This window comes from Bradyrhizobium sp. AZCC 1578 (genome assembly GCF_036924675.1).
In the GTDB taxonomy this organism is placed as follows: domain Bacteria; phylum Pseudomonadota; class Alphaproteobacteria; order Rhizobiales; family Xanthobacteraceae; genus Bradyrhizobium.
On the sequence record NZ_JAZHRZ010000001.1, the window covers coordinates 4,286,594 to 4,301,941 of the forward strand.

The window sequence follows — 15,348 nt, forward strand, 5'->3', positions numbered from 1 at the left end:
CCTCTAGATGGATTGCCGCGTCCGGAAGCCGGTGCTGCTACACCGGATCTGGCTGGCGCCATAGGCCGTCTGCGCATCCGCCAGCGATGCCCGCCTCAGGCCGCGGGTTTGCGGTGTCTGATCGGCGGTCGCGATCAACTGCGCGAGGAAGGTCGGATCGGGCCGCGGCATCGCCCCTCTCTGTGACCAGTGTACGGACTGGGCGACCGGCACCAGTTCGACGCAGACCGGCTCGTCGAGGTTGACGAACTCGCCGTCCAAAATTTCCTCTGGTCGATCGATGTCCAGCATCGCGCACCGCAACCGGCTAAAACTGTCACGTTTCGGGACGAAACGCCCCACTGCGATCTGACCTCGCAAGGCCTATGCCGCTCCCTTCCGCTTCGTTCCCGGCTAACCCGGAAAGTCCGTGAAACATGGTTTCCGGATTATTTATCAACTTAGCCTAGCCTCTCGTTCGAAACAGCCACTATCCTCAAGGCCCAAGGGAATCACCAGGGAATCACCCGGCGGTGTCCCGAATCGAGGCAATCTAATGCCCCCTGTCCCGCAAGCCTCCAGCATTCTTGCCTCGCTAGGCCAGGCGGCTTTCGTTTGGGACCTGATAGCGGACACCATCGCCTGGAGCGACAATGCCGGCGCGGTTTTCACCGACATTCCGGCGGACGCGCTGGCGAGTGGCGCCGGGTTCGCCGGGTTGATCGAGCCCTCCCGTTCGATCCGGACGGACGCCCTCACTCGATCGCCACCGCCGCGGGACGGCGAAGGCGTCGCCTACCGGGTCGAATATGGCGTGCGAGCCTTAAGCTCCGCGCCGGTACTCTGGATCGAGGAAACCGGTTGCTGGTTCGCAGGGCCCGACGGCAAGCCGGTGCGCGCGCAAGGCATTGTCCGCATCAACAATGAGCGCCGTGCCCGTGACCAGCAATTGCTGAAGCTCTCCATGCACGATCCGCTGACCGGTGAACTCAATCGCACGCATCTCATCGCCTCGCTGGCGGAAGCGATCGAGGAAGCCAAGCGTCTCCGATCGACCTGCGCCTTCATGCTGATCGGCATCGATCATTTGGCGCGCGTCAACGACGCCTTCGGCTTCGATGTCGCGGACGCCGTGATTGCCGAAGTCGGAAAGCGCATCCGTGCCAAGCTGCGCGGCGGCGACGTGCTCGGGCGCTTCTCCGGCAACAAGTTCGGGCTGATCTTGAGGAACTGCAGCGTCGACGACACCAATATCGCGGCCGAGCGCTTTCTGGCGGGGGTCCGAGACGAGGTAATCCCGACCAAATCCGGTCCCGTTTCGGTGACTGCCTCGATCGGCGCGATCAGCATCCCCCGTTACGCCCGCAATGCCGATGAGGCCGTCAACCGCGCCCAGGAAACGCTCGATGGCGCCAAGCGCCGCCGCGCCGGATCATTCGCGCTGTGGAAGCCGGACGTCGAGCGCGACGCCCAGCGCCGCGTCAACATCCGCGTCACCGACGAGATCGTCACTGCATTGAACGAGCGGCGGATCGTCACCGCCTTTGAGCCCGTGGTCGAAGCGCGCTCGCGGCAGCCGGCGTTCTATGAATGCCTGGTACGGATGGAGCAGGAGGACGGGCAGGCACTGCTGGCGCCCGATATCGTTCCTGTCGCCGAACGATTGGGCCTGATCCGGCTGGTCGATCATCGCGTGCTCGAACTCGCGGTCGCCGAACTCGCGGCGTCGCCGAACGTGCGGCTCAGCCTCAACATCTCGCCCGACACCACCATGGACCCGGACTGGTGGACCGGAATCGAATCGCTGATGCAGGCGCATCCCGGCGCCGGCGAGCGGCTGATCGTCGAGATCACCGAAACGGTTGCGATCCAGGACATCGACGATATCAGGGGCTTCATTACACGACTGAAAAGCTTCGGCAGCCAGATCGCGATCGACGATTTCGGCGCCGGCTACACCTCGTTCCGCAACTTGCGCAAGCTCGGCGTCGATATCGTGAAGATCGACGGCGCCTTCGTGCAGAACATCGCACGCTCCGCCGACGATCGCGCCTTCGTGCATACGCTGATCGATCTGGCCAACCGCCTGCAGATCAAGACGGTAGCCGAATGGGTGCAGGACGAGGAAACCGCCGTGATGCTGCGCGAATGGGGCTGCGATTACATCCAAGGCCGCCTGATCGGGCTGGCATCGCCGCAGCGGCCGTGGGCTACGCAAACTGAGACGATATTGCCGGCAGCGGGCTAGCTCTCTCCGCCAGTCGTCCCTGCGAACGCAGGGGCCCATACACCGCGGCCGGCGCAAAGGGCACAAGGGGCGACGGCTGCGCTTCGACAATGTAGGCTGGTGGTTATGGGTCCCTGCGTTCGCAGGGACGACAGTAGAGATAGTGAAACGAAGGAGAGTCCTACTCTTCCTTCTTCGGCTCTTTCGACATGCGCTCGAGGCGTTCCTGCATGTCCTTCATCTGGCGGCGAAGATCGTCGATATTGTCTCCGTCGGTCGAGGGCTCCGGCACCTTCTCCGGCTCCGGCGAAGTCGATCCGGCGCGCGGCGGCACGAACGGCTTGAACATCGAGAACGTCTGCTGAAACAATTCCATGTTGCGGCGGACATGTTCCTCGAGCGGCGCGAACGGCGTGCCGCTGAAGGTATTGGTGAGCTGCTTGCGGAATTTTTCCTGCTCGCGCGTCAGCGTATCGATCGACTGCTCCAGATATTTCGGCACCACCAACTGCATGCTGTCGCCGTAGAAGCGGATCAACTGCCGCAGGAAAGTGGTGGGCAACAGATTTTGTCCGGCCTTGTTTTCCTGTTCGAAGATGATCTGCGCCAGCACCTGACGGGTGATGTCGTCGCCGGTCTTGGCGTCATAGACGAGAAAATCCTCGCCTTCCTTCACCATCGCTGCGAGATCCTCGAGCGTCACATAGGTGCTGGTGCCGGTATTATAGAGCCGCCGGTTAGCATATTTCTTGATGGTCGTAGGTTGGTCTGACTTTGCCATAAGCTCACACATCGACACCGAGAGCAGGGAACCCGGCGGCTTCGCCGACGGGCAGACGAGCAACGCAAACGCAGCAAAGTAAGCATTTTCAATGCGGTTCGGCTACCGTTTTGTGCGGCACGGTTAATTCCAAGGCATAGACGCTGCTATGGAAACCCCCGGGGGATCAATTTGAATGCGCCGCGGTAGGATTTTGGGCGCCGGCCGATTGACATGGGTCAACGAGGTTAACAACATAAGGTGAGAGACAGGCACGCCACCCCGGCCGCCCGCCGTCCAACCAACTCAAGCCCAAGAAACCCCATAAGGAGATGTCCATGTCAGACGATGTCGTCATCGTCAGCGCCGCCCGCACTCCGGTCGGCAGCTTCAACGGCGCGTTCGCCACCACCCCGGCCCATGACCTCGGCGCCATCGCCATCAAGGCTGCGCTGGAGCGGGCGGGTGTCGAGCCGGGCCAGGTCTCCGAAGTCATCATGGGCCAGATCCTGACCGCGGCGCAGGGCCAGAACCCGGCCCGCCAGGCCTCGATCAACGCCGGCATTCCGGTGGAGAGCCCGGCCTGGGGCGTCAACCAGCTCTGCGGCTCGGGCCTGCGCTCGGTCGCGCTCGGCTACCAGGCACTGCTGAACGGCGATTCCTCGATCGTGGTCGCGGGCGGCCAGGAATCGATGAGCATGGCGCCGCATGCGCAATATCTGCGTGGCGGCGTGAAGATGGGCGGCCTGGAGCTGGTCGACACCATGATCAAGGACGGCCTGTGGGACGCCTTCAACGGCTATCACATGGGTAACACCGCCGAGAACGTTGCCAAGCAGTACCAGATCACCCGCGCCCAGCAGGACGAGTTCGCCGTTGCCTCGCAGAACAAGGCCGAGGCCGCGCAGAAAACCGGCAAGTTCAAGGACGAGATCACGCCGGTCACCATCAAGACCCGCAAGGGCGACGTCGTGGTCGACACCGACGAATATCCGCGCCATGGTGCTACCCTCGATGCGATGGGCAAGCTCCGCGCGGCCTTCGAGAAGGACGGCACCGTGACCGCCGGCAACGCCTCGGGCATCAATGACGGCGCCGCCGCCGTGGTGCTGATGACCGCCAAGGAAGCAGCCAGGCAGGGCAAGAAGCCGATCGCCCGCATCGTCTCCTGGGGCCAGGCCGGCGTCGATCCCAAGATCATGGGCACCGGCCCGATCCCCGCGTCGCGCACTGCGCTGAAGAAGGCCGGCTGGAACGTCGGCGACCTCGACCTGATCGAGGCCAACGAGGCGTTCGCGGCGCAGGCCTGTGCGGTGAACAAGGATCTCGGCTGGGACACCAGCAAGGTCAACGTCAATGGCGGCGCGATCGCGATCGGCCACCCGATCGGCGCGTCGGGCGCGCGCGTGCTGGTGACGCTGTTGCACGAGATGCAGAAGCGCGACGCCAAGAAGGGCCTCGCCACGCTGTGCATCGGCGGCGGCATGGGCATCGCGATGTGCGTTGCACGCGACTGAACTAAAGGCAGAGTGAGCGGTTGAATGATGAAAAGATCATCTCGCAACCGCGGCTCGAATTGGTAAAGATGAAATGCCCGGTCTTCGTGCCGGGCATTTTCATCTTGTGGGTGCGTTTCCAAGAACGCTTTCAAAAAGATTGAGACTCGTCAAAAGACCGGGACAATTCCGGCGTACTAAGCGATTACCAAGGAGGACTACGACATGGCACGTGTTGCATTGGTTACGGGTGGTACGCGGGGCATCGGCGCTGCGATCAGCAAGGCGCTGAAGGCTGCGGGCTACAAGGTCGCGGCGAGCTACGCCGGCAATGATGCCGCCGCCGAGAAGTTCAAATCCGAGACCGGCATCCCCGTCTACAAATGGGACGTCAGCTCCTTTGATGCTTGCGCCGAGGGCATCAAGAAGGTCGAGGCCGATCTCGGGCCGATCGACGTGCTGGTCAACAATGCCGGCATCACCAAGGACGGCGCCTTCCACAAGATGACGCTCGAGCAATGGAACGCGGTTATCAACACCAATCTCGGCTCGCTGTTCAACATGACACGTCCGGTAATCGAGGGCATGCGCGCCCGCAAGTTCGGCCGCATCATCAACATCTCCTCGATCAATGGCCAGAAGGGACAGTTCGGCCAAGTCAACTATTCCGCCGCCAAGGCCGGCGACATCGGCTTCACCAAGGCGCTGGCGCTGGAGAATGCCAAGGGAGGCGTGACCGTGAACGCGATCTGCCCCGGCTACATCAACACCGAGATGGTGCAGGCGGTGCCGAAGGACGTGCTTGAGAAGAGCATTCTGCCGCTGATCCCGATCAATCGTCTCGGCGAGCCCGAAGAGATTGCCCGCGCGGTGGTGTTCCTGGCTGCCGACGAGGCCAGCGGCATCACCGGCTCGACCATGACGATCAACGGCGGCCAGTACTTGGTGTGATGATCGTCGCGTCATCGCGCGAAGCCGTTGCGTGCAGCAGCGACCAGTAAAAAGTCGTCATGCCCGGGCTTGTCCCGGGCATCTATGTCTTTACAACTGGCGGCAAGAAAGACGTGGATGGCCGGGATAAACCCGGCCATGACGGAAGAAGCTGAACACTTTTCAACGCATGACCTCCCGCACCGCTACCCTGATCGGACTGACCGCGATCCTGATGTGGTCGCTGCTGTCGGTGTTGACGGTCGCGACCGGAAAAATTCCGGCGTTCCAGCTCGCCGCCATGACGTTTGCGATCGGAGCTTTGGTCGCCTTCGCAAGTTTTCTGTTCCGGCCTTCTGCGTTTGCAGCCTTAAAGCAGCCAGCGGTCGCCTGGTTCGTCGGCGTCGGCGGATTGTTCGGCTATCACGCGTTGTATTTCCTCGCGCTGCGCTACGCGCCGCCGGCCGAGGCCGGCCTGCTGAACTATCTCTGGCCGCTGCTGATCGTGCTGTTCTCGTCGCTGCTGCCGGGCGAGCGGCTGGCGCCACACCACATCATCGGTGCGCTGCTCGGGCTTGTCGGCACGGTGCTGCTGTTCGCCGGCAACGGCGCCAGCTTTGCGCCAGGCCAGATCCCAGGGCTGGCTGCGGCCTTCGTCGCCGCCTTTGTGTGGGCCGCCTATTCGGTGATGTCGCGCAAGCTCAAGGCGGTGCCGACCGATGCGGTGGCCGGCTTCTGCCTCGCCACCGCGCTGCTCGCCGCGCTCGTCCACGCCATGGTGGAGAAGACGGTCTGGCCGGAAACGATCGGGCAGTGGCTTGCCGTCATCGCGCTCGGCGTCGGCCCTGTCGGTGCTGCGTTCTTCGTCTGGGATATCGGCATGAAGCGCGGCGATATCCGCGTGCTCGGAGCGGCATCCTACGCGACGCCGCTACTATCGACCTTGTTTCTGATCCTCGCCGGTTTCGCGCAACCGACGGCCACGATCGCCGTCGCCGCAATCCTGATTGCGGGCGGCGGGCTGATCGCGGCGAAGGATATGGTGTGGCGGAAATCTTAGGCCGCCGGCTTCCAGGCGGCTTGTACATCGCCTCCGGAATCTGCCCAAGCTCGGAGCGTTGCAGCTTCTCCGGCATCAGCCCGTAGAACTGCTGGAAGCTCATGATCAGCGGCCGCCATTTGTCGGGATCGATACGGTTGGGCTCGTCATCCATCATGATTCCCGGATGCGCATGCACGCGCGTGATGCGCACCTCGATCGCGGCAAGATTGCCGCGCCAGACCGCATCCTCCTCGGCCATCCCGTGGACGCGTGCGACCTTGGCTTCGATCTGCACCGGGCATTCCAGCGCGCGCGGCGCCGCGACGGTTTCGCCCGGCATCGCGCTCAGGCCGCACAGGCTAAACTTGTCACGCGCGTGCCGATAGCCGCGCATCCGCTTGCCCGGCGGCACCGGATCCGAGCCGGTCGTGCGAGCCAGACGATCGACCGCGCCGACCAGTGCGGCCGACGGCAGATTGAGCACGCACTCGCCTGTCCGGATCATGTTCTCGGTGGTCTTTGAGTTGGCCGCTAACCCCAGCATGCAGCGCCAACCAACCCACCATGCCGACGACATCGGCGCGAGGTTGAATGAACCGTCCTCATTGGTCGAGCCGATCAGAACCACCGGCGTGCCGAAATAGAGAATCGCCGGTTCGATCTGGATGTTCGAAATTCCAAAAGTGCCGTGCATTTTTCCGCTCCTCTTGATGCGAGCGCAAACTATTGACGCGAATGCGCGGAACCCACCCGATTCCCGATCGCGATTTTTCATTGCGGCGGGAACGAATGACGACTAGGTCGGCTCCCAGCCCTTCGGCGCCAGCTCGAATTTCGCAAACTCAAATCCTGGCGCCACGGTGCAGCCGACCAGCGTCCAACTGCCGGTGCTCTCGGCGGCCTGCCAGGCGTGCGGCGGGACGATCGCCTGCGGCGCCTCGCCGGCGGCAAGATTCGCGCCGAGCTTCACGCTGCGTTGCCCATCACTATCAGCGATCCAGAGCGTCAGCGCCGCGCCCGCGTAATAATGCCAGGTCTCGACCGCATCGATGCGATGCCAATGCGAGCGTTCGCCGCGTGCCAGCAGGAAATAGATCGCGGTGGATCGCGAACGCCCGGCGGCGTCCACGCTTTCATCGCGAAACGTCTCGCGAAAGTGCCCGCCTTCGGGATGCGGCTTCAGGTCGAGCCGCGCGATGATCTCGGCGGCTTCTCGCGGCAGCGCCATCAGGACTTGTTCTTGCGTTCGCGGAGTTCGCCGAACACTTCGACGGCGCTGGCGCCCTTCATGTGCAGCTTGGCCGCCACCTCAGGCTCGTCGGCGCGCAGGAATACGTTGGCTTTTTTCTCCTCGCCCAACAGCACCGGGATCGTCGGCTTGTTGTCCGCGCGCAGCCGCGTCACTTCCTCGGCGCGCGCCTTGAGTGCGGGGTTGTCGCCGTCGACGGTGAGAGCGAACTTGACGTTAGCGGCAGTATATTCATGTCCGCAATAGAGCTTGAAATCGTCCGGCAGCGCACGGAGCTTCAACAGCGAATCCCACATCATCGGATAATTGCCCTCGAACACCCGTCCGCAGCCGATCGAGAACAGCGTGTCGGCGGCAAACACCGCCTTTTCGGTATCGAACACGTAGGAGATATGATCGAGCGTGTGCCCCGGTGTTTCCAGCACCCGGGCCAGCAGGCTGCCGACCTTGATGACGTCGCCATGGGCCGCGCGCAGGTCGACATTGGCAATCTTGGTGGACTTGTCGTGCGGTGCAACGACGCGGCAATTATATTTCTGCTTCAGCTCGGCAACGCCGCCGACATGGTCGTGATGGTGATGAGTGACGAGAATATCCGTCAGCGCCCAGCCTTCGCGCTCCAGCGCCTTGATGATCGGGGCGGCTTCCGGCGCGTCGATCGATGCGGTGGCCTTGGTCGCGGGATCGTGGATCAAATAGCCGAAATTGTCGCTGAGGCAGGGGAAGGTACGAATTTCCGCGGCCATGACAGCTCCGTGGTTAAGGCTTTCAGCCCCGTCAATCCGCAAGAAATATGGCGTTAACGCTTGCGCGGCAATGCCATTTTCGGCACGCCGCAATGAAACACGGTATGGTAGATTGTGCCCATGACTATCGACGTCATCGATCTCCGGGATTTCTATTCGCAGCGCCTCGGCATCGTGGCGCGGCAGTTGATCAACCGCGGCATTCGGGCGCGCTGGTCCGACGCGGCGGGGCAGCGGGTGCTCGGGCTCGGCTATCCGACGCCCTATCTCGGGCTGTTTCGCGAGGATTCGGAGCGCTGCATCGCTTTCATGCCGGCGGCGCAGGGCGTCCTGAAATGGCCGACGGGGCGGCCGGCGCTGGCATCTCTGATCGATGAATTCTCGATGCCGCTGCCGGACGCCGCGGTGGATCGGATCTTGCTGGTTCATGCGCTGGAGATGTCGGACGATCCGGAGCGCCTGTTGCGCGAGGTGTGGCGGGTGCTGGCGCCGTCCGGGCGGCTGATTGCGGTGATCCCGAACCGGCGGGGCGTGTGGACGCGCACCGACAATACGCCGTTCGGTCACGGCCGGCCCTATTCGCGCGCGCAGATCACGCAATTGCTGCGGCAGACTTGGTTCACGCCGGCGGCGTGGGGCGAGGCGCTGTTTCTGCCGCCGGTCGGCAATAGTTGGTTTCTGCGCTCAGCGATGGCGTGGGAGCGTGTCGGCGCCGCGCTGTCGCTGCCGTTCGCCGGCGTCCATATCGTGGAAGCGACCAAACAGGTCTATCGCGCGATCCCCGCGGGCCGCGAACGTGCGCGGCTGATTCCGTCGCTGGAGCCGGCGCTGGTGCCGTCATCGACGGCAACGCGGGATAAGGCGTAGTCTCTCCGCGGGTCGTCCCCGCGAACGCGGGGACCCATAACCACAGGCGGTATTTGTTTGAAAGATCGTCGAGCCACGTGCCTCAAATGAAGGCCGCGGCGACGCGATGAGCGCAATTACGCTCACGCTCGGGGTCCCTGCGCCGAGTGCGCGATTGCGCACGGAGGCAGGGACGACGATTGTGGGTGAACTACTTATTCATTCCCCGGATTGAAATCTTCGCTTGGCGCGGCGGGCGCGGCCATGCTGTCGGGGCGCGGGCCGTGCGGCCGGCGACGCCGGCGCGGGAAGCGCTCGCCGCGGCCCTCTTCATATCCGCCGGGCGCACCGTTCACCTGCGGCTGCGGGCCGGTGATGAAGGAGGGCAGGCGGTCGACGCCGCCGGTATCGGCAATCACCGGCTGCGGCTGGGCTTGCGGCTGATATTGCGGCTGCGGACGGTGCTCGCGTTCGCGATGGTGTTCGCGCGGCTGTTGGTCGCGCTGGTAGGGCTGGTTGTCGCCGCGCTGTTCGCGTTCGCGCGGATTGTTGTCGCGAATATATGGCTGCGGCTGCTGCGGGACGAAGCCCGGCTCCTGGCCGAAATGCGAAAAACTCTCGCCGTCGTCGTCACCGTCTTCCGTCGGCTGCATTTCGGTGTCGATGCGCGGCTGCGGCTGGTTCTGCCGGAACTGCTCCTGCGCAGCAGCGATCAGGCGGAAATAATGCTCGGCGTGCTGGTAGTAATTCTCGGCCGCGACCGGGTCGCCGGAAGAGCGCGCGTCGCGCGCTAGCTGAACGTATTTTTCCGCAACGTGCGAAGCGGTGCCGCGGATCTTGATGTCAGGCCCGTTGGATTCGAACACCCGGGTCATCGGGTTCTGACCGCGCCGGCCATCGTTCCGGTTACTGCCTTGGTTCCGGTTACGCATCCGCTTGTTGTTTTGACCGTTTCTCATGTCTCGCCTTTATTCCAGCCCTGATGTTTTGCAGTTGCCGTCGTAGCCTGATCCGACCCGGCGCGCACTCAGGCGCACCGAATCACGATGCCGTTCAAACTCATGTCGTCGATTTCGCCAACCCTCGCGTTCAGCAAAGACGCGTTCCCCAATCGGCGGCGTACATTTGCCCGCCGGATCAAATCATTCAGCCTGCCAAAACCAGTCTAACCGTCTTGCATGACGGCCTCGCGTGACTGGCTGTTGCGTAAGTCTTCAAGCGCAATATCAGGCTTTCGTTCGCTTTACGGTCGAGAGCAGCACAGCTCCAGCTATTGCGCTCGATTCGACCTGCGTTTGGAACCTTTCACCCGGCGGGCTCTCGTTTCGAGAAACTCTGGCCTCACCCGCATGATCTTACGGGGCCAGCAACCCTGGACCGATGTTATGAGCGGAACGTAGTCGCTCCGGGCGAATATTCCAAGGGGTTTTTTTGCGTTCCAAAAGGACTTTATCGGGCCATTTTGTGGCCCGCGACCGCCCTCGGAATGCCCGCCAGATCGGCCTTGGGCGCCGTTGCAGGCATCAAGCCTGCGCTCGTCATCAGGGCCTGGATTGGGCCGCTTTGGCCCTCTCCAGCCTCCACGACCAAGGCTGCACCCGGGGCGAGGAGGCCGGCCGCCTGAGGGATCAACGCGCGGTAGGCGTCCAGCCCGTCGGCGCCACCATCGAGCGCGGCGAGCGGGTCATGATTTCTCACCTCTACCGACAGCCGCTCGATATCCGCCGACCGGATATAGGGCGGATTCGAGACGATCAGATCGAATGAACCGGATAGTCCACGCGCGTAATCGCAGGCGATGAACGTCGCGCGCTCCGAGAGGCCGGCGCAGGCGGCATTGGCCGCAGCGGTTTGCAGCGCCGCTTCGGAGATGTCGGTTCCGAATCCCTCGGCCGCCGGCAATTCGGACAACAGCGCAAGAAGAATTGCGCCGGTGCCGGTGCCGAGATCGGCGATACGCATCGGACGAGCGAGATCGCCGCCGGCGCGTAGCAGTTCCAGCGCCAGTTCGACCACCGTCTCGGTATCGGGTCGCGGCACCAGCGTTGCGGTTGAGAGTCGTAAGGGCAGACCCCAAAACTCCTTCTCGCCGATGATGCGGGCGACCGGCTCGCCTGCGAGACGTCGGCGGGCGAATTCCTCAAGGCGTGTCGATTCGTCCGGCGTTAGTTGGCGCTGGGCGGCCGCGATCAAGCCGGTCAGATCGAGACCGAGCGCGTGACCGATCAGAAGCCGCGCGTCGAGCGCGGCGGAATCGATGGCGGCGGTTTTGAGTCTCGCTGCGAGCGCGCGCCGCGCGGCCTCGACGGTCTGGCCGACGAAATCCGTCATGCGGCGAGCCACAATCTCGACGTCGTCCCTGCGAACGCAGGGACCCATAACCACCGGCCTTTATTGTTGCGAGAGGTCTCGACCCCCACCGCCCACCTTGCGGGGCCGCGGCGTATGGGTCCCCGCTTTCGCGGGGACGACAGCCGGATGTTACTCACGCCGCCGCGCCCTGTGCGGCGAGCTGGGCGGCCTGGTGCTCGGTCGTCAACGCGTCGATCAGTTCGCCCAGCGCTTCGCCCGAAATCACCTGCGGCAATTTGTAGAGCGTCAGGTTGATGCGGTGATCAGTGACGCGGCCCTGCGGGAAATTATAGGTGCGGATGCGCTCGCTTCGGTCGCCGGAGCCGACCTTCTCCTTGCGGTCTGCGGAGCGCGCGGCATCGGCGCGCTGGCGCTCGGCGTCGTAGATGCGCGAGCGCAGGATGTTCATCGCGGAAGCGCGGTTTTTGTGCTGCGAGCGGCTGTCCTGCATCATCACCACGATGCCGGTCGGAATGTGCGTGATACGGATCGCGGATTCAGTCTTGTTGACGTGCTGGCCGCCGGCGCCTTGCGCGCGCATGGTTTCGATCCGCAGATCTTCATTCTTGATGTCGACATCGACATCTTCGACCTCGGGCAGTACCGCCACCGTTGCGGCCGAGGTGTGAATCCGCCCCTGTGTTTCCGTGTCGGGCACGCGCTGCACGCGGTGCACGCCGGATTCGAATTTCAGCTTGGCGAACGCGCCGCGGCCCTGCACCTCGGCGATGATTTCCTTGTAGCCGCCCACGGTACCTTCCGAGGCCGAGATCACCTCGACCTTCCAGCCCTGCAAGGCGGCAAACCGCTCATACATGCGGAACAGGTCGCCGGCGAACAACGAGGCCTCGTCGCCGCCGGTGCCGGCGCGGATTTCCAGCATCACGTTGCGGTCGTCCATGGCGTCCTTGGGCAGCAGCGCCACGCGAATCCTCTGCTCGAGGTCAGCAACGCGCGCCTGCAGCGTTTCGAGCTCGGCTTCGGCCATGCTGCGGATTTCGGGATCGGTACCGGCATCAGCCAAGAGCGATTCGGCGCCCGCAATCTCGGCCCGCGCCGTCCGATAGGCCTTGACCGCATCGATCAGCGGATTGAGCTCGGCGAGCTCGCGCGTGATCTGGACGTATTTTTCCGAATTCACCTGGCCCAGCAACTCGGCCTCGAGCGAGGCATGATGGGCGAGCAGGATATCGAGTTTGGCTTCGGGCAACATGGCGTATTTCTCAGGCAGCGGATACGGAAAGGTGGCGTTGTCGGGACAGAGCCTCGCTACAACGACAGCCCCTCGGCTTCCGCGAATTCCGTCAGCTTCTGCCGGATCGAGACGCTGCCGGCTGGCGCGTCGAGCAGCGGCATCAGGACAGCTTCCGCCTTTTTGGCGTCGAGGTCGAGGATCATCGCCTTGACCGGGCCGTGCGCGGTGGCCGACAGCGACAGCGAGCGGTAGCCGAGCGCGATCAGCGCCAGCGCGCCGAGCGGCTTTGAGGCCATCTCGCCGCATAGCGAGGCCATCTTCTTCGCAGCTTGGGCTTTCCGCACGATATCGCGCAGCGCGCGCAGGATCGGCACCGACATGGTGTCGAACCGTTCGGAAACTTTTGCGTTGCCGCGGTCGACCGCAAACAAGAACTGGAACAGGTCGTTCGAACCGACCGAAACGAAATCGACCTTCTTCAAGAGTTCGTCGAGTTGATAGAGCAGCGCCGGCACTTCCACCATGGTGCCGACGTCGATACGTTCCGGCAGCGCGTGGCCGTGCTGGCGCAGGTATGTCAGTTCGCGCTCGACGATGGCCTTGGCCTGGTCGAATTCGGCGACATCCGAAATCATCGGAAACATGATCTTCAGCGCCCGGCCGCCGCCGGCCCGCAGCAGCGCGCGAATCTGGCCGCGCAATAGTCCGGGACGGTCGAGCCCGAGCCGGATCGCACGCCAGCCGAGCGCCGGGTTTTCCTCGATCACGGTCTCCATATAGGGCAGCGCCTTGTCGCCGCCAATGTCGAGGGTGCGGAACGTGACCGGCTTGGAACCGGCGGCGTCCAGCACGGTGCGATAGAGCGCGAGTTGGTCGGAAGCGCGCGGCAGGCTCTGGCCGACCATGAACTGCAGCTCGGTGCGGAACAGCCCGATGCCGGCGCTGCCGGTGTCGTCGATATGCGGCAGGTCGATGACGAGGCCCGCGTTGATCATCAGTTCGACCGGCTGGCCGTCCTTGGTCACACAGGGTTTGTCGCGCAGCGCGGCGTACTGCGCCTGCCGCCGCGCGCGGAACCGCACCCGCTCGGCATACGCCGATTCGATCTCGGCCGAGGGGCGGACATAGATCGAGCCCGAGGTGCCGTCGACGATGATGGGATCGCCGGGGTCGGCAATGCCGGGTGCGTTCGGGACTTCGCCGACCGCAGGGATTCCGAGCGCGCGCGCCACGATCGAGACGTGGGAATTCGCGGTGCCTTCCTCCAGCACCAGGCCGCGCAGCCGCTTGCGATCGTAGTCGAGCAGCGCCGCCGGTCCCATCGCGCGCGCGATCAGAATGGCGTTTTCGGGAAGCTGCTCGCGCGAGGGCGCGTGATCCTGGCCGACCAGTTGCCGCATCAGGCGATGGCCGAGATCTTCCAGGTCGTGCAGGCGGTCGCGCAGATAAGGATCGGTCGAGCGCAACATGCGCGCACGAGTATCGGACTGCACGCGCTCGACCGCGGCTTCCGCGGTGAGGCCGGTGGCGACCGCCTCATGCAGCTTGTGCGACCAGCCGTGGTCGTTGGCAAACATCCGGTAGGCTTCCAGCACCTCGCGGTGCTCGCCGCCGTCGGCGACGTCGCCGCGCTCCAGCATGCGGTCGAGGTCGGCGCGCAGCTTGGTCAGTGCCGCGTCAAGTCGTTTGATTTCCTTCGGCAGGTCTTCGGCGATGTAGTTGGTGATGACGACGCGCGGCTCGTGCAGCACGACATGGCCGAGCGCGATGCCGTCGGAGAGGATCGCGCCGGTCTTGTGCAGGGAATGCCGCGCCGCCGGTTCCGCGCCGGGCTGCGCCAGCGCTGCCAGTTCGCCAGAGGCGATCATCTCCGCCAACACCATGGCGGTGGTCTGCAGCGCCTCGACCTCTTCCTCGACATAGGTGCGCTTGGCGCGGTTCTGCACCACCAGCACGCCGAGGGTGTTGCCGGCGCGCAGGATCGGGACGCCGAGGAACGAATGGTAGATTTCTTCGCCGGTTTCCGGGCGGAACGAGAACGCCGGATGGCTCTGCGCGTCCGAGAGGTTGAGCGGGCTGGCCTCGCTGGCGACGAGGCCGACGAGACCCTCATGCGCGTTCAGCACGGTGCGGTGCACCGCGTCGCGGTTCAGACCCTCGGTGGCGTAAAGCTCGAGCGTGTTATCGATGCGCAGCACGTAGCAGGAGCAGACCTCGGCCACCATGTTGGCCGCGATCAACACCACGATCTTGTCCAGGCGTTCCTGCGCCGAGACCTTCTCCGCCATGGTCTCGCGGAGCCGTCTCAACAAGACGCGGGGACCTCCCGACGTGCTCCGCATGTATCAATATCCTCCCCCGCAAAGCCAGCCCGCCGGGTGGCCGGTCGCTGGCGTGAAACGCACGAAACGCTACGATTATATTCATTCGGCGCCGCCGCTGGCCACCGATCCAGGCCGAATCGAGATCGCCTTTGGTGCAGTTTGCGGCAACGCACCTCACAGGCCGTATAGCCAATCGAGGCTT

At 63.9% G+C, this 15,348-nt stretch carries 13 protein-coding genes and 1 pseudogene; 5 read left to right on the top strand and 9 right to left on the bottom strand.

The window, feature by feature from the left end:
* Positions 1-3: 3 nt before the first annotated feature.
* Positions 4-291 (bottom strand): hypothetical protein, encoded by a 288-nt coding sequence (locus V1290_RS20410; protein WP_334366069.1) that lies wholly within the window; start codon positions 289-291, stop codon positions 4-6.
* Between the two features lie 244 nt (positions 292-535).
* On the opposite strand from V1290_RS20410, the gene V1290_RS20415 reads away from it, so the two are divergent.
* Positions 536-2,227 carry a putative bifunctional diguanylate cyclase/phosphodiesterase gene (locus V1290_RS20415; protein ID WP_334366070.1) on the top strand — a complete coding sequence of 564 codons (1,692 nt, stop codon included), beginning with the start codon at positions 536-538 and terminating at the stop codon, positions 2,225-2,227.
* Positions 2,228-2,387: 160 nt separating this feature from the next.
* On the opposite strand, the gene phaR is transcribed toward V1290_RS20415, so the two are convergent.
* Entirely contained in the window at positions 2,388-2,987 is a 600-nt protein-coding gene (phaR, locus tag V1290_RS20420; protein WP_334366071.1) for a polyhydroxyalkanoate synthesis repressor PhaR, read from the bottom strand.
* 317 nt (positions 2,988-3,304) lie between these two features.
* Here phaR and V1290_RS20425 point away from each other — a divergent pair, with 317 nt between their 5' ends.
* The 3 genes from V1290_RS20425 (at position 3,305) to yddG (ending at position 6,452) form a co-directional block, all read left to right on the top strand.
* Positions 3,305-4,483, top strand: coding sequence for an acetyl-CoA C-acetyltransferase (locus tag V1290_RS20425; protein WP_334366072.1), 1,179 nt, complete (start codon positions 3,305-3,307; stop codon positions 4,481-4,483).
* 204 nt (positions 4,484-4,687) lie between these two features.
* A complete protein-coding gene (gene phbB, locus V1290_RS20430; protein WP_334366073.1) occupies positions 4,688-5,413 on the top strand; it encodes an acetoacetyl-CoA reductase in 726 nt (241 codons plus the stop codon).
* Positions 5,414-5,582: 169 nt separating this feature from the next.
* Entirely contained in the window at positions 5,583-6,452 is an 870-nt protein-coding gene (yddG, locus tag V1290_RS20435) for an aromatic amino acid exporter YddG (RefSeq protein ID WP_334366074.1), read from the top strand.
* A 10-nt stretch (positions 6,453-6,462) separates the two neighbouring features.
* Here yddG and V1290_RS20440 read toward each other — a convergent pair.
* From V1290_RS20440 to gloB, 3 genes and pseudogenes are all read right to left on the bottom strand, one after another.
* Positions 6,463-7,128, bottom strand: a pseudogene (locus V1290_RS20440) (flavin reductase family protein); the annotation flags it as partial.
* A 102-nt stretch (positions 7,129-7,230) separates the two neighbouring features.
* The gene (locus tag V1290_RS20445; protein WP_442895001.1) at positions 7,231-7,662 is read right to left on the bottom strand and encodes a cupin domain-containing protein; all 432 of its coding nucleotides are present in this window, start codon (positions 7,660-7,662) and stop codon (positions 7,231-7,233) included.
* On the bottom strand, positions 7,662-8,429 hold the full coding sequence (gloB, locus tag V1290_RS20450) for a hydroxyacylglutathione hydrolase (RefSeq protein WP_334366075.1): 768 nt from the start codon (positions 8,427-8,429) through the stop codon (positions 7,662-7,664). Before gloB ends, V1290_RS20445 begins: the two co-directional genes overlap by 1 nt.
* Before the next feature lie 120 nt (positions 8,430-8,549).
* On the opposite strand from gloB, the gene V1290_RS20455 reads away from it, so the two are divergent.
* Positions 8,550-9,296, top strand: coding sequence for a methyltransferase domain-containing protein (locus V1290_RS20455; RefSeq protein ID WP_334366076.1), 747 nt, complete (start codon positions 8,550-8,552; stop codon positions 9,294-9,296).
* A gap of 194 nt (positions 9,297-9,490) precedes the next feature.
* On the opposite strand, the gene V1290_RS20460 is transcribed toward V1290_RS20455, so the two are convergent.
* The 4 genes from V1290_RS20460 to ptsP all read right to left on the bottom strand — a co-directional run bounded on the left by V1290_RS20460 (position 9,491) and on the right by ptsP (position 15,164).
* A complete protein-coding gene (locus V1290_RS20460; RefSeq protein ID WP_334366077.1) occupies positions 9,491-10,234 on the bottom strand; it encodes a DUF4167 domain-containing protein in 744 nt (247 codons plus the stop codon).
* 490 nt (positions 10,235-10,724) lie between these two features.
* Complete coding sequence (gene prmC, locus V1290_RS20465; RefSeq protein WP_334366078.1) at positions 10,725-11,606, bottom strand: peptide chain release factor N(5)-glutamine methyltransferase; 882 nt, start codon at positions 11,604-11,606, stop codon at positions 10,725-10,727.
* A gap of 154 nt (positions 11,607-11,760) precedes the next feature.
* Positions 11,761-12,840, bottom strand: a complete 1,080-nt coding sequence (gene prfA / locus V1290_RS20470; RefSeq protein ID WP_334366079.1) for a peptide chain release factor 1 — start codon at positions 12,838-12,840, stop codon at positions 11,761-11,763.
* A 56-nt stretch (positions 12,841-12,896) separates the two neighbouring features.
* Positions 12,897-15,164, bottom strand: coding sequence for a phosphoenolpyruvate--protein phosphotransferase (gene ptsP, locus V1290_RS20475; protein WP_334366080.1), 2,268 nt, complete (start codon positions 15,162-15,164; stop codon positions 12,897-12,899).
* Positions 15,165-15,348: the final 184 nt, after the last annotated feature.